Source organism: Bacillus sp. FG16, from assembly GCF_057809515.1.
This window is the reverse complement of record NZ_JBMDKC010000044.1, coordinates 1-26451: the sequence shown is the minus strand read 5'-3', so window position 1 is coordinate 26451 and position 26451 is coordinate 1. Positions and strand designations below refer to the sequence as shown.

General features: G+C 35.7%; 24 protein-coding genes and 4 tRNA genes. 26 read left to right on the top strand and 2 right to left on the bottom strand.

Going from position 1 to position 26451, the window contains the following annotated elements; translation table 11 throughout:
• Positions 1 to 7 precede the first annotated feature (7 nt).
• From ACODS7_RS17085 to ACODS7_RS16965, 25 genes are all read left to right on the top strand, one after another.
• The gene (locus tag ACODS7_RS17085; RefSeq protein ID WP_000365111.1) at positions 8 to 889 is read left to right on the top strand and encodes a mechanosensitive ion channel family protein; all 882 of its coding nucleotides are present in this window, start codon (positions 8 to 10) and stop codon (positions 887 to 889) included.
• Positions 890 to 909: 20 nt separating this feature from the next.
• On the top strand, positions 910 to 1107 hold the full coding sequence (locus ACODS7_RS17080) for a DUF951 domain-containing protein (protein WP_000435486.1): 198 nt from the start codon (positions 910 to 912) through the stop codon (positions 1105 to 1107).
• A gap of 115 nt (positions 1108 to 1222) precedes the next feature.
• Positions 1223 to 2323 (top strand): redox-regulated ATPase YchF, encoded by a 1101-nt coding sequence (gene ychF / locus ACODS7_RS17075; protein WP_000524670.1) that lies wholly within the window; start codon positions 1223 to 1225, stop codon positions 2321 to 2323.
• Positions 2324 to 2514: 191 nt separating this feature from the next.
• The gene (rpsF, locus tag ACODS7_RS17070) at positions 2515 to 2805 is read left to right on the top strand and encodes a 30S ribosomal protein S6 (RefSeq protein ID WP_001233781.1); all 291 of its coding nucleotides are present in this window, start codon (positions 2515 to 2517) and stop codon (positions 2803 to 2805) included.
• A gap of 26 nt (positions 2806 to 2831) precedes the next feature.
• Positions 2832 to 3362, top strand: a complete 531-nt coding sequence (gene ssb / locus ACODS7_RS17065) for a single-stranded DNA-binding protein (RefSeq protein WP_002108911.1) — start codon at positions 2832 to 2834, stop codon at positions 3360 to 3362.
• Between the two features lie 45 nt (positions 3363 to 3407).
• The gene (rpsR, locus tag ACODS7_RS17060) at positions 3408 to 3641 is read left to right on the top strand and encodes a 30S ribosomal protein S18 (RefSeq protein WP_000918873.1); all 234 of its coding nucleotides are present in this window, start codon (positions 3408 to 3410) and stop codon (positions 3639 to 3641) included.
• An 80-nt stretch (positions 3642 to 3721) separates the two neighbouring features.
• Positions 3722 to 4657 (top strand): YybS family protein, encoded by a 936-nt coding sequence (locus ACODS7_RS17055; protein WP_016079545.1) that lies wholly within the window; start codon positions 3722 to 3724, stop codon positions 4655 to 4657.
• 78 nt (positions 4658 to 4735) lie between these two features.
• Positions 4736 to 6709, top strand: a complete 1974-nt coding sequence (locus tag ACODS7_RS17050) for a DHH family phosphoesterase (RefSeq protein ID WP_243168673.1) — start codon at positions 4736 to 4738, stop codon at positions 6707 to 6709.
• Positions 6706 to 7152 (top strand): 50S ribosomal protein L9, encoded by a 447-nt coding sequence (rplI, locus tag ACODS7_RS17045; RefSeq protein WP_000864237.1) that lies wholly within the window; start codon positions 6706 to 6708, stop codon positions 7150 to 7152. Before ACODS7_RS17050 ends, rplI begins: the two co-directional genes overlap by 4 nt.
• Positions 7153 to 7179: 27 nt before the next feature.
• Positions 7180 to 8529: a replicative DNA helicase gene (gene dnaB, locus ACODS7_RS17040; protein WP_001286147.1), complete on the top strand. Its 1350-nt coding sequence runs from the start codon at positions 7180 to 7182 to the stop codon at positions 8527 to 8529.
• Positions 8530 to 8744: 215 nt separating this feature from the next.
• On the top strand, positions 8745 to 10034 hold the full coding sequence (locus ACODS7_RS17035; protein WP_000100230.1) for an adenylosuccinate synthase: 1290 nt from the start codon (positions 8745 to 8747) through the stop codon (positions 10032 to 10034).
• A 140-nt stretch (positions 10035 to 10174) separates the two neighbouring features.
• A tRNA-Lys gene (locus ACODS7_RS17030) sits at positions 10175 to 10250 on the top strand.
• 13 nt (positions 10251 to 10263) lie between these two features.
• Positions 10264 to 10335 (top strand) — tRNA-Glu (locus tag ACODS7_RS17025).
• 22 nt (positions 10336 to 10357) lie between these two features.
• A tRNA-Asp gene (locus ACODS7_RS17020) sits at positions 10358 to 10433 on the top strand.
• Positions 10434 to 10441: 8 nt separating this feature from the next.
• Positions 10442 to 10514, top strand: a tRNA-Phe gene (locus tag ACODS7_RS17015).
• Positions 10515 to 10795: 281 nt separating this feature from the next.
• Positions 10796 to 11503: a cell wall metabolism DNA-binding response regulator WalR gene (gene walR / locus ACODS7_RS17010; protein ID WP_000971865.1), complete on the top strand. Its 708-nt coding sequence runs from the start codon at positions 10796 to 10798 to the stop codon at positions 11501 to 11503.
• A 3-nt stretch (positions 11504 to 11506) separates the two neighbouring features.
• Positions 11507 to 13348, top strand: coding sequence for a cell wall metabolism sensor histidine kinase WalK (walK, locus tag ACODS7_RS17005; RefSeq protein ID WP_243168672.1), 1842 nt, complete (start codon positions 11507 to 11509; stop codon positions 13346 to 13348).
• Positions 13345 to 14661, top strand: coding sequence for a YycH family regulatory protein (locus ACODS7_RS17000; protein ID WP_048564329.1), 1317 nt, complete (start codon positions 13345 to 13347; stop codon positions 14659 to 14661). The genes walK and ACODS7_RS17000 overlap by 4 nt, the downstream gene beginning before the upstream one ends.
• Positions 14642 to 15484 carry a two-component system regulatory protein YycI gene (locus ACODS7_RS16995; protein ID WP_016079548.1) on the top strand — a complete coding sequence of 281 codons (843 nt, stop codon included), beginning with the start codon at positions 14642 to 14644 and terminating at the stop codon, positions 15482 to 15484. Before ACODS7_RS17000 ends, ACODS7_RS16995 begins: the two co-directional genes overlap by 20 nt.
• Positions 15468 to 16262, top strand: a complete 795-nt coding sequence (locus ACODS7_RS16990) for an MBL fold metallo-hydrolase (protein WP_016079549.1) — start codon at positions 15468 to 15470, stop codon at positions 16260 to 16262. The genes ACODS7_RS16995 and ACODS7_RS16990 overlap by 17 nt, the downstream gene beginning before the upstream one ends.
• A gap of 63 nt (positions 16263 to 16325) precedes the next feature.
• A complete protein-coding gene (locus ACODS7_RS16985; RefSeq protein ID WP_016079550.1) occupies positions 16326 to 17504 on the top strand; it encodes a S1C family serine protease in 1179 nt (392 codons plus the stop codon).
• A 53-nt stretch (positions 17505 to 17557) separates the two neighbouring features.
• Entirely contained in the window at positions 17558 to 17743 is a 186-nt protein-coding gene (locus ACODS7_RS16980) for a CxxH/CxxC protein (protein WP_001052827.1), read from the top strand.
• 59 nt (positions 17744 to 17802) lie between these two features.
• Positions 17803 to 18282: a 23S rRNA (pseudouridine(1915)-N(3))-methyltransferase RlmH gene (gene rlmH, locus ACODS7_RS16975; RefSeq protein WP_001027003.1), complete on the top strand. Its 480-nt coding sequence runs from the start codon at positions 17803 to 17805 to the stop codon at positions 18280 to 18282.
• A gap of 79 nt (positions 18283 to 18361) precedes the next feature.
• On the top strand, positions 18362 to 20380 hold the full coding sequence (locus ACODS7_RS16970) for a GAF domain-containing sensor histidine kinase (protein ID WP_029443711.1): 2019 nt from the start codon (positions 18362 to 18364) through the stop codon (positions 20378 to 20380).
• A 220-nt stretch (positions 20381 to 20600) separates the two neighbouring features.
• Positions 20601 to 21479: a radical SAM/SPASM domain-containing protein gene (locus tag ACODS7_RS16965; protein WP_000713633.1), complete on the top strand. Its 879-nt coding sequence runs from the start codon at positions 20601 to 20603 to the stop codon at positions 21477 to 21479.
• Positions 21480 to 21517: 38 nt separating this feature from the next.
• Here the strand turns inward: ACODS7_RS16965 and pepF are convergent, their stop codons facing one another.
• Both pepF and guaC read right to left on the bottom strand, forming a co-directional pair.
• Positions 21518 to 23335, bottom strand: coding sequence for an oligoendopeptidase F (pepF, locus tag ACODS7_RS16960; protein ID WP_243168671.1), 1818 nt, complete (start codon positions 23333 to 23335; stop codon positions 21518 to 21520).
• Between the two features lie 137 nt (positions 23336 to 23472).
• Positions 23473 to 24456 carry a GMP reductase gene (guaC, locus tag ACODS7_RS16955; RefSeq protein ID WP_000432447.1) on the bottom strand — a complete coding sequence of 328 codons (984 nt, stop codon included), beginning with the start codon at positions 24454 to 24456 and terminating at the stop codon, positions 23473 to 23475.
• 474 nt (positions 24457 to 24930) lie between these two features.
• On the opposite strand from guaC, the gene ACODS7_RS16950 reads away from it, so the two are divergent.
• Positions 24931 to 26376, top strand: coding sequence for a DEAD/DEAH box helicase (locus ACODS7_RS16950; RefSeq protein ID WP_016079555.1), 1446 nt, complete (start codon positions 24931 to 24933; stop codon positions 26374 to 26376).
• The last annotated feature ends 75 nt before the right edge of the window (positions 26377 to 26451 follow it).

The following is a 26451-nucleotide window of genomic DNA, read 5'->3' as shown; positions in this document are numbered from 1 at the left end:
GAGGCACATGGATTTATTAACAAAGTGGTTTAATTCTACGAAACAGTATTTATTAGATGCTGATCGTTGGGCTCATATTGGAGTTGCGACATTAAAAATATGTATTATTTTAATAATTGGTGCAGTTGTTGTGCGAATTGCAAGAGCGGTTGTACGAAATGCGTTTCGTATGGGGAGTCGTTCTCCAATTCAAATTTCAGAACGTCGTACAGTTACAGTAGCGAAATTACTTGAAAATATTGTAGCGTACGTTGTTATGTTCATTATGCTAATTGCAATTTTAGGTGTGTTTGATATTAATGCATCAGGTTTATTAGCGGGGGCCGGGGTAATTGGTTTAGCAGTCGGATTTGGTGCTCAAAGTTTAGTGAAAGACGTTATTACAGGTTTATTTATTTTGCTAGAAGATCAGTTTTCAGTTGGCGATTATGTTAAAATCGGTCAATTTGAAGGAGTCGTTTTAGAAATTGGACTCCGCACAACGAAAGTAAAGAGTTGGACAGGTGAAATTCATACTTTACCAAACGGAAGTATTATTCAAGTTACTAACTACTCAGTTAGTAATAGTGTAGCTTTTGTTGATGTATCTATTTCATATGAGGCTGATATTGCGAAAGCAGAGCAGGTTATTGAAGATTTATTAGTAGAGTTACCTTCAAAGTACGAAAAAATGGTAACAACACCTCAATTATTAGGTGTGCAAACATTAGCTGCATCGGAAGTTATATTGCGCGTTATTGCTGAAGTAGAGCCGATGCAACATGCAGTTATTGCAAGGGCACTTCGTAAAGAGATTAAAAATCGTCTTGATTTACATGGAATTGAAATTCCATATCCACGTATGGTTTTATATAATCGTGAAGAATTGGTTAGTGGAAAAGCAATTTAGTATGGAGAGGAGTTTGAAGAGTGGAGCAAAAGGAATATAACTTGTACGATGTTGTGGAAATGAAGAAAGCACATCCATGTGGCGAGAATCGTTGGAAAATTATTCGTATGGGAATGGATATCCGCATTAAGTGCGAGGGATGTGACCATTCAGTAATGATTACTCGAAGAGAGTTTGATCGTAAGGTGAAAAAAATACTTGTGAAGCACGAAGAATAGAGGGAGAGTAACAGTTACAGTAGGTAACTGTTACTTTTTTTCGTTTGGCGGAAACTTGTCATTTTTTTCGTTACTATCTATAATGATGAAAGATTGAGACATAGGAGTGAAAAATATGGGATTAACGGCTGGGATTGTTGGATTACCTAACGTAGGGAAGTCCACTTTATTTAATGCAATTACACAAGCAGGAGCAGAATCTGCGAACTATCCATTCTGTACAATTGATCCAAACGTAGGAATTGTAGAAGTACCAGATGAGCGTTTAAATAAATTAACGGAATTAGTAGAACCGAAAAAGACTGTTCCGACTGTATTCGAGTTTACTGATATTGCAGGTATCGTAAAAGGTGCTAGTAAAGGTGAAGGTTTAGGAAATAAATTCTTATCTCACATTCGTCAAGTAGATGCAATTTGTCAAGTTGTTCGTTGTTTTGAAGACGAAAATATTACGCACGTTTCAGGGAAAGTAGATCCAATTGATGATATCGAAACAATCAACTTAGAGCTAATTTTAGCGGACTTAGAGTCTGTTGATAAGCGTATCGAGCGTGTTGCGAAATTAGCAAGACAAAAAGATAAAGAAGCTGTATATGAGCATGAAATTTTAGTTCGTTTAAAAGAAGCTTTTGAAGAGGGGAAACCAGCTCGTACTGTTGAATTTACAGAAGAGCAAATGAAGATTGTTAAAGGCCTTCATTTACTTACAACAAAAGAAATGTTATACGTAGCGAACGTAAGTGAAGACGATGTTATCGATCCTTCAGAAAATAAATACGTACAAATGGTAAAAGAATTTGCAGAAAATGAAAATTCTCAAGTAATCGTTGTATGTGCAAAAATCGAATCAGAAATTGCTGAATTAGACGAGGAAGAGAAAAAAGTATTCCTTGAAGAATTAGGTATTGAAGAGTCTGGTTTAGATCAATTAATTCGTGCAGCATATGACCTATTAGGACTTGCTACTTACTTTACAGCTGGCGTTCAAGAAGTACGTGCTTGGACATTTAAACAAGGTATGAAGGCACCACAATGTGCTGGCGTTATCCATACAGACTTTGAGCGTGGATTTATTCGTGCAGAAACAGTTTCTTACGATGACTTAATGACAAACGGTTCTATGACAGCTGCAAAAGAAGCTGGAAAAGTACGTTTAGAAGGAAAAGAGTATATCGTAAAAGACGGAGATGTTATGCACTTCCGTTTTAACGTTTAATTTAATATTTCCTAGGAAAAATAAAGATATGAGCTTGGCGAATATATTATATGTTTGCCAAGTTTTTTATGTATTGGTGAGTTGATTCATATAACTTACTATGATATAATCTAAACTCGTGAGTAATTACTATAAATTAATTGCTCCTTGCCCATTATGGGCCGTTTAGACCAAAAGGAGGTGAAAGTGTAATGAGAAAGTACGAAATTATGTACATCATTCGTCCTGGCGTTGAAGAAGAAGCTCAAAAAGCTTTAGTTGAACGTTTTGCAGGTGTTTTAACAAACAATGGTGCAGAAATCATTAACACGAAAGAGTGGGGTAAGCGTCGTTTAGCTTACGAAATCAACGACTTACGTGAAGGTTTCTACATGATCTTAAACGTGAACTCTAACGCAGAAGCGATTAACGAATTCGACCGTTTAGCTAAGATCAACGAAGACATCCTTCGTCATATCGTTGTTAAAGAAGAAGAAAAATAATTGATATATAAGGGAGAGTGGTTCGATTGATGAATCGTGTTATCCTCGTTGGTCGTTTAACTAAGGACCCTGACTTACGTTACACGCCCAATGGTGTTGCAGTAGCTACTTTTACGTTAGCTGTGAATCGCGCATTTGCGAATCAACAAGGTGAGCGTGAAGCTGACTTTATTAATTGTGTAATATGGCGTAAACAAGCAGAAAACGTAGCAAATTATTTGAAAAAAGGAAGCTTAGCAGGCGTAGATGGACGTCTTCAAACTCGTAATTACGATGGACAAGACGGTAAACGTGTATATGTAACAGAAGTTCTTGCGGAAAGCGTACAATTTTTAGAGCCGCGTAATGGCGGTGGGGAGCAACGTGGTTCATTCAATCAGCAACCATCAGGAGCTGGTTTCGGTAACCAAAGCTCTAACCCATTTGGTCAATCTAGTAATTCAGGTAACCAAGGTAACCAAGGTAACCAAGGTAACTCTGGATTTACGAAGAATGACGATCCATTTTCAAATGTAGGTCAACCGATCGACATTTCCGACGACGATTTACCGTTCTAATACAGTAAATTTGTTAGTTTTAACAAAGAATGGAGGGAAATAGACATGGCAGGACGCAAAGGTGGACGTGCGAAACGTCGTAAGGTGTGTTTCTTCACAGCTAACGGCATCACTCGCATTGACTATAAAGATGTTGATTTATTAAAACGTTTCGTTTCTGAGCGTGGTAAAATTTTACCTCGTCGTGTAACAGGGACAAGCGCAAAATACCAACGCAAACTTACAGTTGCAATTAAACGTGCTCGTCAAATGGCACTTTTACCATATGTTGGTGAATAATAGCGTATGAAATGCACAGTAGAGTCGGACTCTACTGTGCATTTTGCTATGCTTTTCTTTTTTGAAAGAGAGGTTAAAATGTGAAACAAACAAAGTTTATTACAGAAGGCGCAGCGTTATTAGCTATATATGCAATTTTGTTGCTTATATCTATGTATGTTCCGATTTTGGGTACTGTTGTAACTTTTGCGTTGCCGTTACCATTTATACTATTAACGATAAGACATAAACTATCTAATGTGCTTGTGGTTTTTGTAGCGGCACTTTTTGTTACTATTATTGTGAGTCAACCCATGAATTTAGTGAAGACCATTATGTTTGGATTGATAGGGATTGTTTTAGGATATATGTATAAAACAAGAAAAAAACCAGTGGAAATCTTAATAGCGGGGACGCTTGCATACTTAATTGGTTTTGTACTTATTTATGTTGCGAGTATAAAGTTTTTCAACATAGATATAATGAAGCAAATGCAAAGTATGTTTAGTGAAAGTATGGTGCAAAGTGAAAAGATAGTAAGTGCTATAGGTATGCCGATTAGTAAGGAACAAAAAGAGTTACTTACACAAATGAATGATATATTACAATCGTTATTTCCAAGTATACTTGTTCTAGTTTCAGTATGTTTTTCTTGGATTACAGTGATAATATCAGGTAGTGTTTTGAAAAAGTTAAAACATGATATTATACCTTGGCCTAAATTTAAAGATATACAATTACCAAAGAGTATTGTTTGGTATTACGTTATATTTATTTTGTTAGCAACTTTTATAAAAGTAGAACCAACATCATATTTACATATGGTATTTTCTAACCTATATGTCATATTTGCACTATTGCTTGTACTGCAAGGTCTGACATTCATCTCCTTTTTAGCGTATAGAAAAGGTTTTACTAAAGGGGTTCCTATTATTAGTTTTATTGTATGCATGTTTATTCCGATGCTGTTTCCTCTTGTGACAATCTTAGGTATAATTGACTTAGGGATTTCATTGCGTTCTAAAATAGGGGAATAGGGTAATATTCCTTATACTATTTTAATCTGTTTAACTAACTGGAAGGTGAGTTAGTTTTACTTTATAGGAGTTGTATACATGCCTGAATTTGATAAGAAACAGTGGTTTTTATATCCTGTTTATGTATTGGCATTTTTTGTATTTGTTCTCATTTCAATTCTCTGTTATTTTCATTTAATTATGGGGATAGCTGCTTTTGTCATTTTTTGTATCGTATTCTTTATCGTTATACGATTTGAACTTAATTTTCAAAGGAATTTCGAAAAGCATACGACAGATATGATTACGAGGGTAAAGAAAGTAAGTAACGAAGCATTTAACCAAATGCCGATTGGTATTTTGTTATACAATAAGGATTATGGGATTGATTGGGCAAATCCTTATTTATCTTCATGTCTGGGACAGCATGCATTAGCTGGATGGCACCTTTACGATGTATCAGAAACATTACTTCTTTTTATTAAAGGAGAAACTTCTGATGATATAGTCTCTTTAAATAATCGAAAGTTTCGCGTTTTTGTAAGGAAAGAAGAAAAGTTAATTTATTTCTTTGATGTAACGGAACAAACAGAAATCGAAAAGATGTACGAGGATCAACGAACTGTTTTAGCTGTCATTTATTTGGATAATTATGATGAAGTTACACAAGGATTAGATGATCAATTACGTACGAATATAACAAGTCTTGTGACATCGCGACTAAATGAATGGGCACTTAAGTATGGTGCGTATTTAAAACGTGCATCTTCAGAAAGATTCTTCGTTGTGTTAAATGAAAGTATTCTGACGCAGATGGAGAAAGGGAAATTTAGTATTTTAGATCAGGTGCGTGAAGAAACATCTAAAAGGAATATACCACTTACATTAAGTGTAGGTGTCGGATCAGGTGATTTACCTTTATCAGAGCTTGGGGCAATGGCTCAATCTGGTTTAGACCTTGCGCTTGGGCGTGGGGGAGACCAAGTAGCTATTAAACAAGCGACAGGTAAAGTTAAGTTCTATGGAGGTAAGACAAATCCGGTTGAAAAACGTACCCGTGTACGTGCTAGGGTCATTTCGCATGCGTTAAAGGATTTAGTATTAGAAAGTAGTAATGTCATTATTATGGGGCATAGGGCTCCTGATATGGACGCAATTGGTGCTGCGATTGGTATTTTAAAAGTGGCTCAGTTAAATGAGCGTAAAGGATATATTGTGTTAGATGAAAAGGATTCCGATAAAGGAATTAAGCGCTTGATGGATAAAGTGAAACAAAATGAGGAGTTATGGTCTCATTTTATTACTCCAGAGCAAGCGATGGAGTTTGCAAATGATGAGTCGTTGCTGGTTGTTGTCGATACGCATAAACCTTCTATGGTGATGCAGCAAAAACTGTTACATAAAATTGAAAATGTAGTAGTTATTGATCATCATCGCCGTGGAGAAGATTTTATTGAAGATCCATTGCTAGTTTACATGGAACCATATGCTTCTTCAACGGCAGAATTGGTTACAGAATTGCTTGAGTATCAACCGAAAAATTTAAAGATGACAATGTTAGAAGCAACGGCATTGTTAGCGGGTATTATTGTCGACACGAAAAGTTTCACATTCCGGACGGGGGCTCGTACGTTTGATGCTGCTTCTTATTTACGTTCACATGGTGCAGATACTGTACTTGTACAAGAACTTTTAAAGGAAGATATGGATCAGTATTTACGGGTTGCAAAAGCTATAAAAAATGCGTACATTTATAAAAATGGAATTGCGATTGCTAAAGTTGATAGTGATGATTACTACGATCAAGTGCTTATTGCGCAATCAGCTGACACGTTACTAACAATGACAGGAATTATTGCATCATTTGTTGTTGCGAAACGTGGCGAGAATCTCATTGGAATTAGCAGCAGGTCTTTAGGTGAAGTGAATGTGCAGCTAATTATGGAAAACTTAGGTGGTGGCGGGCATTTGACAAATGCAGCCACACAAATGAAAAATGTTACAGTAGATGAAGCTGAGGAGAAGCTTCGATTTGTTATTGATGACTATTTACAGGGAGGCACACAATCATGAAAGTAATTTTTCTAAAAGACGTAAAAGGTAAAGGTAAAAAAGGAGAAGTAAAAAACGTACCAGATGGCTATGCAAATAACTTCTTACTAAAACAAGGATTGGCTGCTGAAGCAACAAATAGCAGTATGAAAACTTTAGAAGCTCAAAAGCGTAAAGAAGAAAAAGATGCAGCAGCAGAAGTTGAGAATGCAAAAGAGCTGAAAGAAACATTAGAGAAATTAACTGTAGAAGTAAAGGCGAAATCTGGAGAAGGTGGCCGTTTATTCGGTTCTATTACGAGCAAACAAATCGTAGATGCGATGCAAAAATCACATAAAATTAAACTTGATAAACGTAAATTTGAAATGGATGATGCAATTCGTGCATTAGGCTACACAAATGTAACAGTGAAATTGCATCCGCAAGTAACAGCGACAGTAAAAGTTCATGTTAGTGAACAATAAAAATAAATTAAGCAAGGAGGATTGCGTATGAGTGATGTACTTGCTGATCGTACCCCTCCGCATAATATAGAGGCCGAGCAGGCGGTTTTAGGGGCCATATTAATTGATCAAGATGCGTTAACGTCAGCATCGGAGTTATTGGTACCTGATTCATTCTATCGAACGAAACATCAAAAGATTTTTGAGGTCATGCTTGGGTTATCTGATAAAGGAGAACCGATCGACTTAGTAATAATGACATCAGCGATGGCTGATCAAGGATTACTAGAAGAAGTTGGTGGAGTGTCTTATTTAGCAGAGTTAGCAGAAGTTGTTCCAACAGCTGCTAACGTTGAATATTATGCACGTATCATCGCTGAAAAGGCACTTTTACGTCGTTTAATTCGAACAGCGACTCATATTGTCTCGGATGGATATGAGAGAGAAGATGACGTGGACGGCCTTTTAAATGAGGCCGAGAAAAAAATATTAGAAGTATCCCATCAAACAAATGCAAAAGCATTTCAAAATATTAAAGATGTTCTTGTAGATGCTTATGATAAAATTGAACTTTTGCATAATCAAAAAGGTGAAGTTACTGGGATACCAACTGGATTTACTGAATTAGATAAGATGACGGCAGGTTTCCAGCGAAATGATTTAATCATCGTAGCAGCACGTCCGTCAGTGGGGAAAACTGCATTTTCATTAAATATCGCACAAAACGTAGCGACGAAAACGGATGAAAATGTAGCGATTTTTAGTTTGGAGATGGGCTCCGATCAACTTGTTATGCGTATGCTTTGTGCAGAAGGAAATATCGATGCGCAAAGACTTCGTACCGGGTCATTAACTTCTGATGATTGGGCGAAATTAACAATGGCGATGGGTAGTCTTTCAAATGCCGGTATATATATTGATGATACACCGGGAATTAAGGTAAATGAGATTCGAGCAAAATGTCGTAGACTAAAGCAAGAACAAGGTCTTGGCATGGTTTTAATTGACTACTTACAGCTTATTCAAGGAAGTGGGAAATCAGGTGAGAACCGTCAGCAGGAAGTATCTGAGATTTCTCGTACTTTAAAAGGGATTGCACGTGAATTGCAAGTGCCTGTTATTGCCTTATCACAGTTATCTCGTGGTGTAGAATCTCGTCAGGATAAACGCCCGATGATGTCTGATATTCGTGAATCTGGAAGTATTGAGCAGGATGCTGATATTGTAGCTTTCCTATATCGTGAAGATTACTATGACCGTGAAACGGAAAATAAAAATACGATTGAAATTATCATTGCAAAACAACGTAATGGTCCGGTAGGTTCAGTAGAGCTTGCGTTTGTTAAAGAATTTAATAAATTCGTCAATTTAGAACGACGCTTTGAAGATGGGGCATAAAGGCAGTATAAAAAAGAAACACATTTCTTATAATAAGATGTGTTTCTTTTTTTATGGGATAAAGATAAGGCTTTCATAAGGTGAAAATATAATTCTTACGAACGAAAATGATTTTTAATAAAAAAATGTTCGCTTTTTGGTTGACTTCTTTTTCGGTTTTGGTACAATTATATTGTTTGAATAGATCGTTTGAAAATTGCGGAGGTGCTTTAATAATGTCTTCAGTAGTAGTTGTAGGAACACAATGGGGCGACGAAGGAAAAGGTAAAATCACTGATTTTCTTTCTGAGCATGCGGAAGTAGTTGCAAGATATCAAGGTGGAAATAACGCGGGACATACAATTGTTTTCGGCGGAGTTAAATATAAGTTACACTTAATTCCATCTGGTATTTTCTATAAAGAGAAAATTTGTGTAATTGGAAATGGCTTAGTAGTAGATCCGAAAGCATTACTTGAAGAGTTAAAATACTTACACGACCGTGGTGTAAGTACTGATAATTTACGTGTAAGTAACCGTGCACACGTTATTTTACCTTATCACTTAAAACAAGATGAGTTAGAAGAAGCTAGCAAAGGTGATAACAAAATCGGTACAACGAAAAAAGGTATCGGTCCTGCATACATGGATAAAGCTGCTCGTATTGGTATCCGTATGGCTGATCTTTTAGACCGTGAAGCATTTAAAGAGAAGCTCGAGCGCAATTTAGTAGAGAAAAATCGTTTGTTTGAAAAAATGTACGATACAGAAGGTTTCAGCGTAGAAGAAATCTTTGAAGAGTACTTCGAATATGGACAACAAATCGCACAATATGTATGCGACACATCTGTTGTATTAAATGATGCACTAGATAACAATCACCGTGTATTATTTGAAGGTGCACAAGGTGTTATGCTTGATATTGACCACGGTACGTACCCATTCGTTACATCTTCTAACCCGATTGCGGGTGGTGTAACAGTTGGAACTGGAGTTGGCCCTGCGAAAGTTACTCGCGTTGTAGGTGTATGTAAAGCATATACAAGCCGTGTTGGTGACGGTCCATTCCCTACTGAACTTAATGATGAAATTGGTCATCAAATTCGTGAAGTTGGTCGTGAGTACGGAACAACAACTGGTCGTCCACGCCGCGTAGGTTGGTTCGATAGCGTTGTTGTAAGACATGCACGTCGTGTTAGTGGTTTAACGGATCTATCATTAAATTCTATCGACGTTCTAACAGATATTCCAACTCTTAAAATTTGTGTTGCTTACAAATACAATGGCGAAGTTATTGATGAAGTTCCAGCAAACTTAAACATTTTAGCGAAATGTGAGCCTGTATATGAAGAGCTTCCAGGTTGGACAGAAGATATTACTGGTGTAAAATCATTAGACGAGCTTCCTGAAAATGCACGAAAATACGTAGAACGTGTTTCTGAGTTAACAGGAATTCAATTATCTATGTTCTCAGTTGGACCAGATCGTAACCAAACAAATATTGTTCGTAATGTATACGAAGCTTAATTGATATTTTAAGAAAAAACTCATGTCCGCATGAGTTTTTTCTTATCTTTTATAAAAAAATGAAAAAAAGTGTTGCGAAAAATACAGAATACATGTTATGATACATCTTGTCGTCACGAAAATATGACGTTGGTGAGTATGAGCCATTAGCTCAGTTGGTAGAGCATCTGACTTTTAATCAGAGGGTCGAAGGTTCGAATCCTTCATGGCTCACCATTTTATTTTTCGTGGCCCGTTGGTCAAGTGGTTAAGACACCGCCCTTTCACGGCGGTAACACGGGTTCGAATCCCGTACGGGTCATGTTTTTTTTTTGCTTATTTTTGGTCCCGTGGTGTAGTGGTTAACATGCCTGCCTGTCACGCAGGAGATCGCCGGTTCGACCCCGGTCGGGACCGCCATTTATGTTGGCTCGGTAGCTCAGTCGGTAGAGCAGAGGACTGAAAATCCTCGTGTCGGCGGTTCGATTCCGTCCCGAGCCACTCTCAGGATATTAAGTGGGCCCACTTAATATCCTTTTTATTTATGTAATTTTACAAAACTGAGTAGTTATTTTAAAATAGAACGAGGAGCCTCTAGCAGTTGAAGCTAGAGGTTTTTCTATAGATCGTATAGGATTCCGTGTAAAAGTGGATCATACATGAGTCTATGAGAATAGAGGAGAAAATACTTAAACAAAGGATGCGGTCATATAGGACATACTATGTAAACATCAATATGTTTAGGGATTATTGACCATATTTTTATAAGGAGGAAATAGACGATGATGGGAAAGAAAATTTTAGTAGTTGATGATGAAAAGCCGATTGCAGATATTTTGAAGTTTAACCTAGAAAAAGAAGGTTTTGAAATAGTAATGGCGCATGATGGTGATGAAGCAATTGAAAAGGCTAATGAAGAACAACCAGATATGGTTTTATTAGATATTATGCTACCAGGTAAAGATGGCTTAGAGGTTTGTCGTGAAATACGTAAAAGCTCAGAAATGCCGATTATTATGCTTACAGCAAAGGACTCTGAGATTGATAAAGTATTAGGGCTTGAGCTTGGGGCCGATGATTATGTAACGAAGCCATTTAGTACGAGGGAATTACTTGCTCGCGTGAAGGCGAATTTACGCCGCCATCAACAGGGTGGTGCTGCAGAAAAAGAAGAAAACACAGAAATGGTTATTGGACCAATTGTTATTAATCCAAATGCATATAGTGTAACGAAGCGCGAGGAAAATATCGAGCTTACACATCGTGAATTTGAGTTGCTACATTATTTAGCGAAACATTTAGGACAAGTTATGACACGCGAACATTTATTACAAACAGTTTGGGGTTATGACTATTTTGGAGATGTGCGCACAGTAGACGTAACAGTACGTCGTTTGCGTGAAAAAATTGAAGATAATCCAAGCCATCCTACTTTAATTGTAACTAGACGTGGAGTAGGGTATTACTTGCGTGACCCAGAGCAGGAATAGTATATGAAGAAAGTTGGTTTTTTTCAATCTATTCATTTGAAATTTGTGCTTATATATATGCTATTAATATTAATAGCGATGCAAGTTATTGGGGTGTATTTCGTAAGGGAATTAGAGAAGAGCCTAGTACAAGGTTTTAGGGATTCTTTAACGCAGCAAACAAACTTATTATCATATAACTTGAAACAAGAGTTTAAAAAAAGTTATACAAAAGCAGAAACAGAGTCAACAGATGAAACAATTAAAACTTCTATTCGAAAATTTGCCTCTGATCAAAAGAAAGTTATACACGAGGTAAGTGTATTTGATTCGCATAGAAAGTTACTGGCTATTTCAGATGAGTCAAAGCAGAATAAGGTGAATAGAACATCAACTGATATAGCTGTTCAGCGAGTGTTAGTACAAAAAAAGCCAGAAGTGAAAATTGAGAAGGATGGTAGTACAGGCCATCGTGTTCAAGTTATGCTTACTCCGATTCTAGATGATAATGGCAAGGATGCGCTTGGTGTTATATACATCGTTGCATCTATGGAAGATGTATATAAACAAATGAAGGATATAAATCAAATTTTTGCTACGGGAACAGTAATTGCCTTATTAGTAACAGCCGTACTTGGAATTTTATTGGCTCAAACAATTACAAGACCAATTTCAGATATGCGGAGACAAGCAATTGAAATGGCAAAAGGAAATTATTCGAGAAAAGTAAAAGTGCATAGCCATGATGAAATTGGACAACTTGCATTATCCTTCAATAATTTATCAAAAAAATTACAACAAGCTCGTTCTTCTACAGAAAGTGAAAGGCGTAAATTATCATCTGTTTTATCACATATGACAGATGGAGTAATTGCTACTGACCGAAAAGGGGATATTATTTTACTAAACGACCCTGCGGAAAAGATGTTAAATGTTTCTCGTGAAACAGCGCTCGATCAATCTGTTTTAGAGGTATTAGGGATACAGGAAGAATTTACGCTCGATCATTTATATGAAGAGCCAGATTCTGTTTTATTAGATTTTAGTACGAGAAACGAACCATATATTTTACGTGCTAGTTTCTCTGTTATTCAAAAAGAAACAGGGAAAGCAAATGGTTTAATTGCCGTATTATATGATGTAACTGAGCAGGAGCGTATAGAAAGGGAACGCCGCGAGTTTGTGGCAAACGTTTCTCATGAATTAAGAACGCCATTAACAACAATGCGCAGTTACTTAGAAGCACTTACGGACGGTGCGTGGCAAGATCCGAATATCGCACCGCAATTTTTAACAGTTACACAAGAAGAAACAGAAAGAATGATTAGACTTGTAAATGCGTTGTTACAGCTATCTAAACTTGATAGTACAGAGCACCGTTTAATGAAAGAATGGGTTGACTTTACTGATTTCTTTAATAATATTATTGATCGCTTTGAAATGTCTAAAGAGCAAAATGTAAGTTTCAAACGATCTTTCTCTAAGAAATCTAGATTTATTGATATGGATACTGACAAAATTACTCAAGTGCTGTATAACATTATTTCAAACGCATTAAAGTATTCACCAGAAGGTGGAACAGTAACATATCGCTTACGTGATCGTGGTGATTTATTAGAAATTAGCGTAAGTGACCAAGGAATGGGTATTCCAAAAGAAAACGTTGATAAAATCTTTGAACGTTTTTATCGCGTAGATAAAGCTCGCTCAAGACAAATGGGTGGTACGGGACTTGGATTAGCAATTGCAAAAGAAATGATTGAGGCACATGGTGGCTCTATTTGGGCGAAGAGTGAAGAAGGAAAAGGGACAACTATTTATTTCACGTTACCAATGGCAGCGGATGAAGAGGACGATTGGGAATGAGTATGGAAAACTTTAAAACAATAGTTTTAATTAACCTAGTTGTAATTAGTCTATTTCTTACTTTTAACCTATGGACGTATGTGCCAGATTCTACATCCATGCAAAATGCGAAATTTGTACAAGGGAATGAAGGAACGAATCAAACTAAAATTTCCGATGTTGTCCGTCCTACTTCTATCATCGTGCATAAAGATAAAAATCATTATGGGAGCAGAAGAGAGGCAGATATAGAATCAATCTATAAGCCCTTGGAAGTAGGGGAACTACATGAGTTTAGAGAGATATCAATCACTAAGGGGGATTTCCTTTCCTATGTGCATGGTGAAGGGAAAATTGAACTTGTTTTCCCTACCGATATCCCATTTGATGCAGTTAAATCCATGTTTAACATGAAAGAGAAAAGTACAGATAAGCCTAAACATTTTAATCGTATTCTCCTTGATCCTTCTAGGAGTAAGGATCAAGAAATTAAAATTAACTTTGTTTCTGATGGTGATAACTTTAAAATATATGAGGCAAAATTAAGTGGTGTGTATTTAAAAGATATTGTAAATGCTCAAAATCAATTTATAGTATCAGCAAAGCCCTATTTTGATTATCAAATCAATGATATGAAAAAGTTATTTTTACCAGATGGAGCGACAGAGTTAAACAATATAACATATATTTCATCTAATTTAGCAGTTGATACGTTTAAGAATGCTCTGTTTAGTGATCCTCGTTATTTAAGTCCGATTACTGAGATATCGAAAGAAACATTTACAGATGGTATTAGATCCATGGAAATTGAAAACGATCGTCACATGCTAAATTATAAAAACTCTTCTGTCTTAACTGAGAAAACGATAGATAATTTAATGCTGTTACAAAAAAGCTTTGAATTCGTAAGTGGTCACAGTGGAAGTTTGGATTCATATCGTTTGGACTATATGAATAAAGGAGAGACAGTATTTCGCTTACATGAAGATGGATATTCCGTATTCAATACAGATGGATTAGCTGAATTGAGACAAAAATGGGGATCAGAAGAAGTAATGGAATATGAAAGACCGTTGCTGTCTTTAAATACTAAAGGCATAGAACAGAAGGTTACTCTTCCGTCAGGGCATGTTGTAATAGCATCCCTAGAAAATAATCCAGAGATAAAGAAACAAGTAATTAAGGATATTGGTATTGGATACAAGTTATCACTAGATGGTCAAGTAGTTCGACTACAACCAATTTGGTATGTAAAGCTTGTTGAAGGTGAAACGGGTAAACAGAAAATCTATGAGTGGAGTGAGGGAGGACTAAATGGATTGGGATCGAATTAAAACCATATTTATTGTGACCTTTTTTGTTTTGGACCTCTTTCTCATTTTTCAATTCATTCAAAAGCAAGATAGTAATCAATTGGAGCTTATTGCAGAAACAAAGATAGATCAAGAATTAAAAGCAAACAAAATTACTATAGGGAATATCCCTAAGGAACCGAAAAAAGAGTCATTTATTAGAGCGGAAAATAAAGCCTTTAAAGAAGATGATATACAATCTTTGAAAAATCAAACGGCGCATATACAAAATATGTACAAGATAGAAAGTAAGCTAAAAGAGCCTTTTTTAAATACGAAATCATTATCAAAAGATAAGTATAATGAATTTTTGAAGAACTATGTATTGGATGGACAAAAGTATGAATTTGGAGCGGTGAAAGACTCTAAAATTTATTTCTTCCAAAAATATAAAGATAAGCCTATTTTCTATAATAATCAGGCGATGATTGTTGTGGAATTAAATGAAAAAAATGAACTTGTTTCATATACGCAGACAATGCTAACTGATTTAAAAGAAATGGGCGAAGGTGAAAAAACGAAAGAGCAAGAAATTATTACGGCTCAAACAGCTTTAGAAAATTTATATTTAAAAAATAAAATTCATGGAAATACACATGTTAAAGAAGCGCAAATTGGTTATGCCACTCTTACCGCATCTACTTCTAATAACCAAGTACTTGCTCCAACATGGAATTTAAAAACGGAGCAGAAGCAGGACTTCTTTGTGAATGCAATTGAAGGACAAGTTATGGAATTAGGGGAAAAGGAAAATCAAGTGGTTGATGAACATACTGGAGTGAGAAATAATGGGGTTGCATTTTAGCGTACTTGCAAGTGGAAGTACAGGAAATATGCTATACGTAGGAACCGATGAAAAAAAATTACTAGTCGATGCAGGTTTAAGTGGTAAAGCGACAGAGGCTTTATTTAAACAAGCAGAACTGAATATAAATGATGTATCAGGTATTCTTGTAACACATGAGCATAGTGATCATATTAAAGGGTTAGGTGTATTGGCGCGAAAATATGATTTACCCATTTATGCGAATGAGAAAACATGGAATGCAATGGAACATTTAATAGGAAATATCCCAACTGAGCAAAAATTCATTTTCTCAGTTGGGGATGTGAAAACATTTGGTGATATTGAAGTCGAATCATTTGGAGTTTCTCATGATGCGGCAGAACCGATGTTTTATGCTTTCCATAATAATAATAGGAAATTAGCGCTTATTACAGATACGGGATACGTAAGCGACCGTATGAAGGGCGTTATTAAGGGAGCTAATGCTTTCGTATTTGAAAGTAATCATGATGTGGAAATGCTTCGTATGGGACGTTACCCATGGAGCATTAAACGACGTATTTTAAGCGACGTTGGACATGTTTGTAATGAGGATGCTGCATTAGCAATGGCAGATGTAATTACAGATGAGACAAAGCATATTTATTTAGCCCATTTAAGCTTAGATAATAACATGAAAGAACTAGCCCGTATGTCAGTATCACAAGTACTAGAGGAAAAAGGATTTGGAGTGGGTGAATCCTTTGAAATTCACGATACAGATCCAAAAATGCCTACAAAAATTCAATACGTATAATTCTTCATTTTAGTAAACAATAAAGATGAATATAGTTGTTTTCAGGAAGATGGGTGAACAAATATGTCCTTTATTGATGAAGAAAATTATCGTATGAAACGTGCAGGAAAAAAGAAGCATAAAGGTATAGTTCTTTCTAGTATAGCGGGAACAATTGTAGGGGCTTCTTTATTTGCGTTTGGAGCCCCTTTATTTTCAAATTCTGCTGATACGCTTCCGCAAGCTGAAGCAAGTGGAAGTAATATGATGGCCGAAGCTCAAGGAATTAAACAGATTAGCTTTGTAGATGCTGTTGATCGTGCATCTGAAGCTGTTGTGGGTGTTATTAACATTCAACGAGATAACTTTTCAGAGGCAGATTCAGAGGCTGGTACAGGATCAGGAGTAATTTATAAAAAGACAGATGGTCAAGCTTATATTGTAACGAATAATCATGTTGTAGCTGGAGCGAATCGTATTGAAGTAAGTCTAAGTGACGGTAAGAAAGTTCCTGGAAAAGTATTAGGAACCGATGTAGTCACAGATTTAGCTGTATTAGAAATAGATGCAAAGCATGTGAAAAAAATAATTGAAATTGGCGATTCTAATACTGTTCGCAGAGGAGAGCCAGTCATTGCGATTGGAAATCCACTTGGACTGCAATTTTCGGGAACTGTTACGCAGGGTATTATTTCAGCTAATGAACGTATTGTCCCCGTAGACTTAGATCAAGATGGACATTATGATTGGCAAGTAGAAGTGTTACAAACAGATGCGGCGATTAATCCGGGGAATAGTGGCGGTGCGCTTGTAAATGCAGCAGGACAATTAATTGGTATTAATTCAATGAAAATTGCTGCAAAAGAAGTAGAAGGAATCGGACTTGCTATTCCGGTGACTAGGGCTGTTCCAATTATGAATGAGCTTGAGAAGTATGGGAAAGTAAGAAGACCGTATGTTGGGATTGAACTTAGGTCATTAAATGAAATTCCAAACTATTATTGGTCAAAAACATTACATTTGCCAGGTACTGTAACAGAAGGAGTTTGTATTTTGGATGTGAAAAGTCCTTCGCCAGGCGCGGATGCTGGTTTAAGAGAACATGATGTTATTGTGGCAGTAGATGGAAAACCGATTCGTGATATTATTGGATTCCGCACGGCCTTATATGATAAGGAAATTAATGATAAAATGACTCTTACGTTTTATCGTGGTACAAAAAGAGTAACAACAACAGTGAAATTAGGCATTCAAAAGTATTAAAAACAGGAGGGCCTACCTCCTGTTTTCTATTGTAGAAAAGTGAGGTGAAGAAAATGAATTTACCTTGTTGTTTAGAACATGTTGAATTAGCATTAGATATTATTGTGGATGAGTGTGAAGTTGCGCCAGTTATCAACAATGTGGATAACTCAGAAAAAGAGAAAAAAACATGTGAATTTTGTCAAAATGAGGCGACATATGTTGTATCGAACACAGATTCCCACACAATATGTGGGTAGTATTTGTGGATATGTGGATAAGTTTTGTGGATAACATGTTTGTAAGGTGGAGGATACGTGTGAATATCTCGATTATTTCAATTGGGAAATTAAAAGAAAAATATTTAAAACAAGGTATAGCAGAATACTTAAAACGATTATCAGCATATGCAAAAGTAGAAGTAATTGAATTGCCGGATGAAAAGGCTCCAGAAAATTTAAGTGAAGCAGAAATGTTAATTGTAAAGGAAAAAGAAGGTATACGTATATTGGATAAAATTTCTGATGACACGCATGTGATTGCTTTAGCTATAGAAGGAAAGCAAAAGTCATCAGAAGAATTTGCGGTAAGTCTAGATCGCCTTGCTACATACGGAAAGAGTAAAGTGGCATTTGTAATTGGTGGATCACTTGGACTAAGTTCAGAAGTGATGAAGCGTTCAAACGAATCACTTTCTTTTTCAAAGATGACATTACCACACCAATTGATGCGATTAGTGTTGCTTGAGCAAGTGTATAGAGCGTTTCGGATTAATCGTGGGGAACCTTACCATAAGTAAGGTATTCTATGTAAAACAAAGGTAAGACGCTGATATTATCATATTTATTTTATTATGCCTATAACTGGAGGCTATGTGAATGGTAAGTGATCAGACGAGATATTCTAGGCTCGCGAATATAACAAAAATAATAAATACAAAATTAGAACTACGTGAAGTATTACAGCGTGTGACAATGGCGATATCAGAGGAGATTGTTAGGTGCGATGCTGTTGGAATTTATTTACCCCAGGAAGATGGAACATTTAGAGGATTTGCAGGAAAACCAGAGACCATAAATGGCGTAACGCTCGATACTCAGGTAATTGATCCTGAAGTAGATTTATTGGCAAAAGAAGTTATTGAAACGAAAAAAACCATCTATATTCCTGATACCTCAAAGGATCATCGACCAGATCCGAGACCAGTTGATGCGTTTAAAATTAAGTCCTTATTAGCTCTGCCTATCTCATTTAGGCAAGAGTTATTTGGTCTGGTTTTTTTATTTGATTATGGGATTCCGATGAACTTAACAGATTCAGAAATTCAAAGTGTTGAAGCTTATGTAAATATGGCCGCGGTCGCAATTCAAAACGCAAATAATTTAACACAAAAGGAAAACCTTATTGCTGAGAAGCAGCTGTTACTAAATGTTACCCGTGATTTATCAATGTGTTCCTCGATACAGGAGAGTTTTGATAAATGCTTTTTTTACTTAGAACAGATTTTAGAAAGTAAAAATATGACTGCCCATCTTCTAGATCCGCTAGATAAAACAACGATTAAAACAACGAAATTAAGTAAGGGCTGTGATTGGACAGAAGCGGATTGGACAGAGAAAAGCTATGAAGCCAAGATCCAAGAGGTTATTCAAACAAAAAATATAGATAGTAAGGATTTATTGATGATTCCATTGGTTTCAATGGGAGAAGTATTAGGGGTAATCGTCGTTGGCAAAGAAGGAAAAGCTCACAATTATGATAATTCTCAAATTCAACTAGCAAAATCTATCGTTGATGCCACAGCCCCTACGTTTTCAAATTTGTTATATATGGATAAATTAGAAAGTATAGTGGAAGAGCGAACGGGAGAGCTAGCTGCTGCTAATGAAAAAGTTACAAGTGTGATTGAATGTATTACGGATGGATTCTTTACTTTAAATAATAAATGGGAATTTACGTACGTAAATAAGCACCAATATTTTCCGCAAAGAAAAACAGCAAAAGATGTATTAGGAAAGAATATATGGGATGTTTTCCCGAGTGACATCGACACAGTTATGTATAAGGAATTTCATCGTGCAATGTCAGAGCGAACTACAGTTCATTTCGAATTTCTTTCTACTGCAGATGAATATTGGCACGAAGTTATTGCATACCCGTATGATGATGGTATTTGCTGTATTTTTAAAAACATAACGGAAAAAAAGAAATATGAACAGGAATTGAAAAGGTTATCTAACATTGATTTAATAGGGCAAATGGCAGCAGGTATCAGCCATGAAATTAGAAATCCAATGACAACGGTACTAGGATTTTTGCAGTTATTAAAAGAAGAGAATACCTATGAGAAACATAATAAGTACTTTCATTTAATGATTGAAGAACTTAACCGTGCCAATTCTATTATTACTGAATTTCTCTCAATGGGGAATACAAGGAAATTGGATTTGCAGATGTTAGATTTAAATTCAATTATCCGCGATATTATTCCTTTAATAAAGGTTGATACGCACAATCAAAATAAGTATATTCAAGTCGATACAAATGACATTCCGGAATTACTTTTAAATCGTAATGAGATACGGCAATTATTAATGAATCTATATCGTAATGGCTTAGAAGCGATGAATACAGGGAAAGTTCTAACCATTAGCACCTACAAGGAAGGTCAAAATTGTGTGGTGCTTGCAGTGCGCGATCAAGGAAAAGGTATTAGGCCTGAAGTATTAGAGAAACTGGGTACGCCATTTTACACGACTAAAGATAATGGAACTGGATTGGGGTTAGGTGTATGTTATGCCATTGCTGCCCGCCATAATGCAAAAATAGAAATTAAAACAGGATCAGAAGGCACTACATTTTTTGTTAAATTTAATTATAAAGATAATAAAAAATAACCTTATTTAGGTTAGTTATGATGAACCGTATCATAAATAAATTTATTCTTTGCATATAAAAAGGATAAAAAGACCATTGGACAAAAATTACCGATGGTCTTTTAAATATTATTAGATGGTATGTAGATTTCCTAAAATAAGTATGTTTCTATTTCCATAAAAATATGCTGTAATATGAAGAGGAAAAAGTATAAGTAGTTAGAGAAGTGAGGAATTAAAGGTGAAGAAGTTTAAGAAGTTTTACTTGGAGATTACGAGTGTGTGTAATCTTGCGTGTAGCTTTTGTCCGCCGACGGAAAGGCAGAAGCAATTCATTTCTGTAGAGGATTTTGCTAAAAGATTAGACCAAATTAAACCTCACACAGACTACATTTATTTGCACGTAAAGGGTGAGCCATTGCTCCATCCGAAAATAGATCAACTATTAGACTTAAGTCATGAAAAAGGGTTTAAAGTTAATATTACAACGAACGGAACGTTAATTAATAAGAGAAGGCATAGACTGTTAAATAAGCCCGCGTTAAGACAAATGAATTTTTCACTGCATAGTTTTGATGGGCACCCAGGTTCGCAAGATAAAGAAGGCTATGTAAGGAGTATACTTTCCTTCATTAGGGAAGCGACAAGTCAATCAGATTTAATTGTATCGTTAAGGTTATGGAATTTAACTCAGGATAATAAAACAAATGCTGAAATCCAGAAAAATAGAGAGTTATTATCCATAATTGAAAATGAATTTGATCTATCTTATCAGATTGAAGAGAAGCTTACACCAGGAAAAGGTATAAAAATTGCAGAACGTGTCTTTATTAATCAAGACTATGAATTCCAGTGGCCAGCATTACATGAAGAAGAGGATGATGGGAAAGGATTCTGTCATGGACTTCGTAATCAGGCAGGGATTTTAGCCAATGGGACGGTTATTCCTTGTTGTTTAGATGGTGAAGGGATTATTAACCTTGGAAATATTAATAATGATTCATTTTCTAACATTATAGAAGGTGAAAGAGCAACAAACATTGTCGATGGATTTTCAAAAAGAGTTGCGGTTGAAGAACTTTGTAGGAAATGTGGATACCGCAAAAGGTTTGGGAAGTAAATATAAAATAAGCCCTCATAAAGCGAGGGCTTATTTTTTTATTCTTGATAAGAATGCTCTAATTCATCAATTAATGAACCAACGTAAGAAACAGCTTTACGGATTGCATCTGGTTTTAACATATCTATTCCGGCATGTTTCATTAGTTCAAGTGGTTTCATTGTACCACCAGCGCGAAGCACATCTAACCAGCGATCAATAGCAGGTTGTCCTTCTTCTTTAATCATTTGAGCTACTGCAGTAGATGCAGTGAGGCCTGCGGAATATGTGTAAGAATATAGCCCCATATAATAATGAGGCTGACGCATCCAAGTTAAGCCCGCACCTTCATCGATTTCCACAGAATCTCCCCAGAATGTCGAAAGGACATTTGTTTTAATTTCAGTTAAAGTTGTAGCTGTAAGGGCCTGTCCTTCTTCTGCTAGAGCATATACTCTACGTTGATATTCACCCTCAAGTAAATGAGTAACAAAGTTGTGATAATATGTGCCGAGTAGTTGTAGAATGACCCATCTGCGCATTCTCTTATCGTCGGTAGTCGCTAGTAAATGCTGAGCTAATAGTAATTCATTCATAGTTGATGGTGCTTCAACAAAGTACATAGATGGACGTACGTTCATGATACGTTGATTTTTATTTGCTAAATAGAAATGACCAGCATGTCCAAATTCATGTGCTAATGTGAAGCATCCACGCATCGTATTTTGCCATGTAATTAAAATATAGGGATGAGAGCCGTATGGACTTGAGCAAAATGCCCCTGTTGATTTGCCTACGTTATCTGCAAGATCTACCCATCTTTCTTTGAATCCTTTTTCGATTATGGAACTATATTCATCGCCTAATACTTTTAAAGAATCTTGAATGAGCGTGCCTGCTTCTTCATAAGTAATCGCCGGATTAAATTCGGGATCTAAAGGTGCATGTAAGTCACAGAAAAGCATTTGATCGAGTCCTAATACTTTCTTTTTTAAATCTGCAAAACGGCGCATATGAGGTGCTAATTCTTTATAAATAATATCAAGTTGGTTGTTATACATTTCAAGTGGAACCTTTTGTGGTTCTAATAGCATATGGGTAACGGATTCATATTTACGTAAACGAGAAAGTGTTACTTGTTTTTTTACTTCGGTAGCATATGTAGTCGCAACTGTATTTTTATAGCGCTTCAAAGTGGAAACAAATGATGAGTATGCTTTTCTACGTATGTATGCGCTTGGAGAAAATTCATATTTGCTTTCAAATAATGCGAAAGAAACAGGGAGTTCGTTTCCTTGTTCGTCTTGTATAGAAGTGAAATCCATATCTGCCAATTTAGTCATGCCGTAAATTTTGTATGGAGAACTATGAACTTCGCCAAGTGCAGCAAGTGCTTCTTCTGTTTCAGGAGAGAGTGTGTGCTGCCTTTTTTGGAGTATTTCTAGTAACGACTTACGGAAAGGTTCGAGTTTTGTTTCTTCAGTTAAATATTTTTCAATTGTTCCTTCGTCGAATGAGAGGATTTCATTATGAATAAAGGATAGTGCAGTATGTACTTTCGTCCATAAAGCAGAAATTTTGGAAGAGTTCGCTTGAATGATTGGATTTGTACGATCAGTAGATTCTTTTAAATTTGCATATGAGTACAGTTTTGTTAACTTCATTAAAAGCTCTTCTTCTAAAAGTAGACAATTTAATAAAGTTGTGGAGTTAGTATGTAACCGTCCTTTAAATGCATCAAGTTTCTGTATATTATTTTCTAATACGTTTAATGCGGTATGCCACTCATCATCAGACTTATACAAATCAGACAAATCCCATTTTAGTTCGTTAGGTACTTCCGCACGAACAAGACGATTCTCAATTATAGTTTTCATGTCTTACATCCCCCTTATTAAAAGCATCTAAAAATATGATACTAGAAAATTCAGTAAAATAAAAATATTTTACATTTATATATATGAAAAAGAAGGAGAAGCATAGAAATGCTTCTCCTTCTTTTTAAATTTAAGAATTAATATACTTTGTCACCATTGAAAATCGAGTTTTTCACGACAACATAATCTACAGTACGAATAGCATCTAGTTTTGTTCCACCAGCGTAAGAGATAGAAGATTGAAGATCTTGTTCCATTTCGATTAACGTATCTTCTAAAGAACCTTTATGCTCAACGAACATTTTCTTACCTTCAACGTTTTTCTTCTCACCCTTTTGGAATTCAGAAGCAGAACCGAAGTATTCTTTATAAAGTTTGCCATCTCTTTCGATAGTTTCCCCTGGAGACTCTTCGTGACCAGCGAATAGAGAACCGATCATTACCATAGTTGCCCCAAATCGAATAGATTTAGCTACGTCGCCGTGTGTACGAATACCACCATCAGCGATAATTGGCTTACTTGCAGCTTTTGCACACCAGCGAAGTGCAGCTAGCTGCCAACCACCAGTTCCGAAGCCTGTTTTAATTTTAGTAATACAAACTTTACCAGGTCCAATACCAACTTTTGTTGCATCAGCACCAGCATTTTCTAATTCTCTTACCGCTTCTGGAGTTCCAACGTTTCCAGCGATAACGAAGCTCTCTGGTAAATGTTTTTTAATATGTTGAATCATGTTGATCACAGCATTAGAATGACCGTGTGCGATATCAATCGTGATATATTCAGGTGTAAGTTGCTCAGCAGCTAATTGTTGTACGAATTCATATTCGTCCTCTTTTACACCAACGCTGATAGAAGCGATTAATCCACGTGATTGCATATCTCTAATGAATGAGATTCGTTTCTCTGGTTGGAAACGATGCATGATATAGAAGTAATTGTTTTCAGCTAAATAAGTTGCGATTCTTTCATCAATAATCGTTTGCATATTTGCAGGCACGACAGGTAATTTAAATTTATGTTTTCCTAAAGTGACAGTTGTATCACATTCAGAGCGGCTATTTACAATACATTTTGCAGGAATTAATTGAATATCTTCATAGTCAAATACGTTTTCCATCATTTACACCCCTAAAATACGAATATTTTATTTTTATTAATCAAAAATGTTCGTCCATAGGATAATTTACATTATTTTTATTAAGAAGTCAAAGGATTTCTTAACATTTTTTGAAAAAGTAGATTTTATATCTGAAAAAAAACGTTAAAAACGAATTTAAAACGTTTTTTCAATTGTATTGTTCGTTTATGGAAAAGGTTGAAAAATTGAGATAATTACACAAGGTTGTATGTATTCTTTTTATTTTTTGGTAGGGCGAGGGTACTATGAAAGGGTTGATGCTAACAATACGAGCAAAAGATGTTATCAATTAGTTGAACAATATATGAAATGATAAGGTTTATTTCTATATAAAAAGATGAATCTGGCATGATCCACCTTTTTATGTGAGGTTTCAAGTATAATAAGTAGGGTGATAGTAACGTATACAAAAGATAAAAAAGAAAATAATACAGAATAAAATGAGGTTAATATATGAGTAAAAAAAGTTTTTCTGATTATAAATTAAGTAAGGAAATTGTAAGGGCACTTACTGGGTTAGGATATGATCATCCAACAGAAGTACAAGGTGAGGTTATTCCAGTCGCATTACAAAAGAAGGATCTTGTTGTGAAGTCCCAGACTGGAAGTGGAAAAACAGCTTCATTTGGTATTCCACTTTGTGAAATGGTGGAGTGGGAAGAGAATAAACCACAAGCATTAGTTTTAACACCAACGAGAGAGCTTGCGGTACAGGTAAAAGAAGATATTACGAATATAGGTCGATTCAAAAGGATTAAGGCTGCGGCAGTTTATGGGAAATCTCCATTTGCACGTCAAAAATTAGAATTAAAGCAAAAGACACATATTGTAGTTGGGACTCCTGGTCGTGTGTTGGATCATATTGAAAAGGGTACCCTTTCTTTAGAGTGTTTGAAGTATTTAGTTATTGATGAAGCAGATGAGATGCTAAATATGGGCTTTATCGATCAAGTAGAGGCAATTATTGATGAATTACCTACAAAAAGAATGACAATGTTATTTTCAGCAACACTTCCAGAAGATGTTGAAAAATTATCTCGTACATACATGAATTCACCAATTCATATTGAAATTAAAGCGGCCGGGATTACAACGGATAAAATTGAACATACTCTTTTTGAGGTGATAGAAGACGAGAAGCTTTCACTACTTAAAGATGTAACAACGATTGAGAATCCTGATAGTTGTATTATTTTCTGTCGTACACAAGAAAATGTAGATCATGTATATAGACAGTTAAAACGAGCTAACTATCCTTGCGACAAAATACATGGTGGTATGGTACAAGAAGATCGTTTTGAAGTCATGGATGATTTTAGAAAAGGGAAATTCCGTTATTTAGTAGCAACAGACGTGGCTGCGAGAGGAATCGATATTGATAATATTACACATGTTATTAATTATGATATTCCACTTGAAAAAGAAAGCTATGTACATCGTACTGGAAGAACGGGACGAGCTGGAAATAGTGGAAAAGCTATTACATTTATAACACCATATGAAAATAGATTTTTAGAAGAGATTGAGGATTATATTGGTTTTGAAATTCCAAAGGCAATTGGACCTTCAAAAGAAGAAGTTATGAAAGAGAAAGCTGCATTTGAAGAAAAGATACATGCTAAACCAATTATAAAGAAAGATAAAAATGCGGACATAAACAAAGGCATTATGAAGCTGTACTTTAATGGCGGGAAGAAAAAGAAAATTAGAGCGGTAGATTTCGTCGGTACAATTGCTAAAATTAAAGGTGTTACAGCAGAAGATATAGGCATTATTACGATACAAGATAACGTTTCTTACGTTGAAATATTAAATGGAAAAGGACCACTTGTCTTGAAAGTCATGAAGACTACAACGATTAAAGGGAAACAATTAAAAGTTCATGAGGCAATTAAGTAAATAAAAAACTATCCACTTTATGAAGTGAACCCTGAAAACGGGACACCTATCAAAACACCTAAACCACTTGTTCCC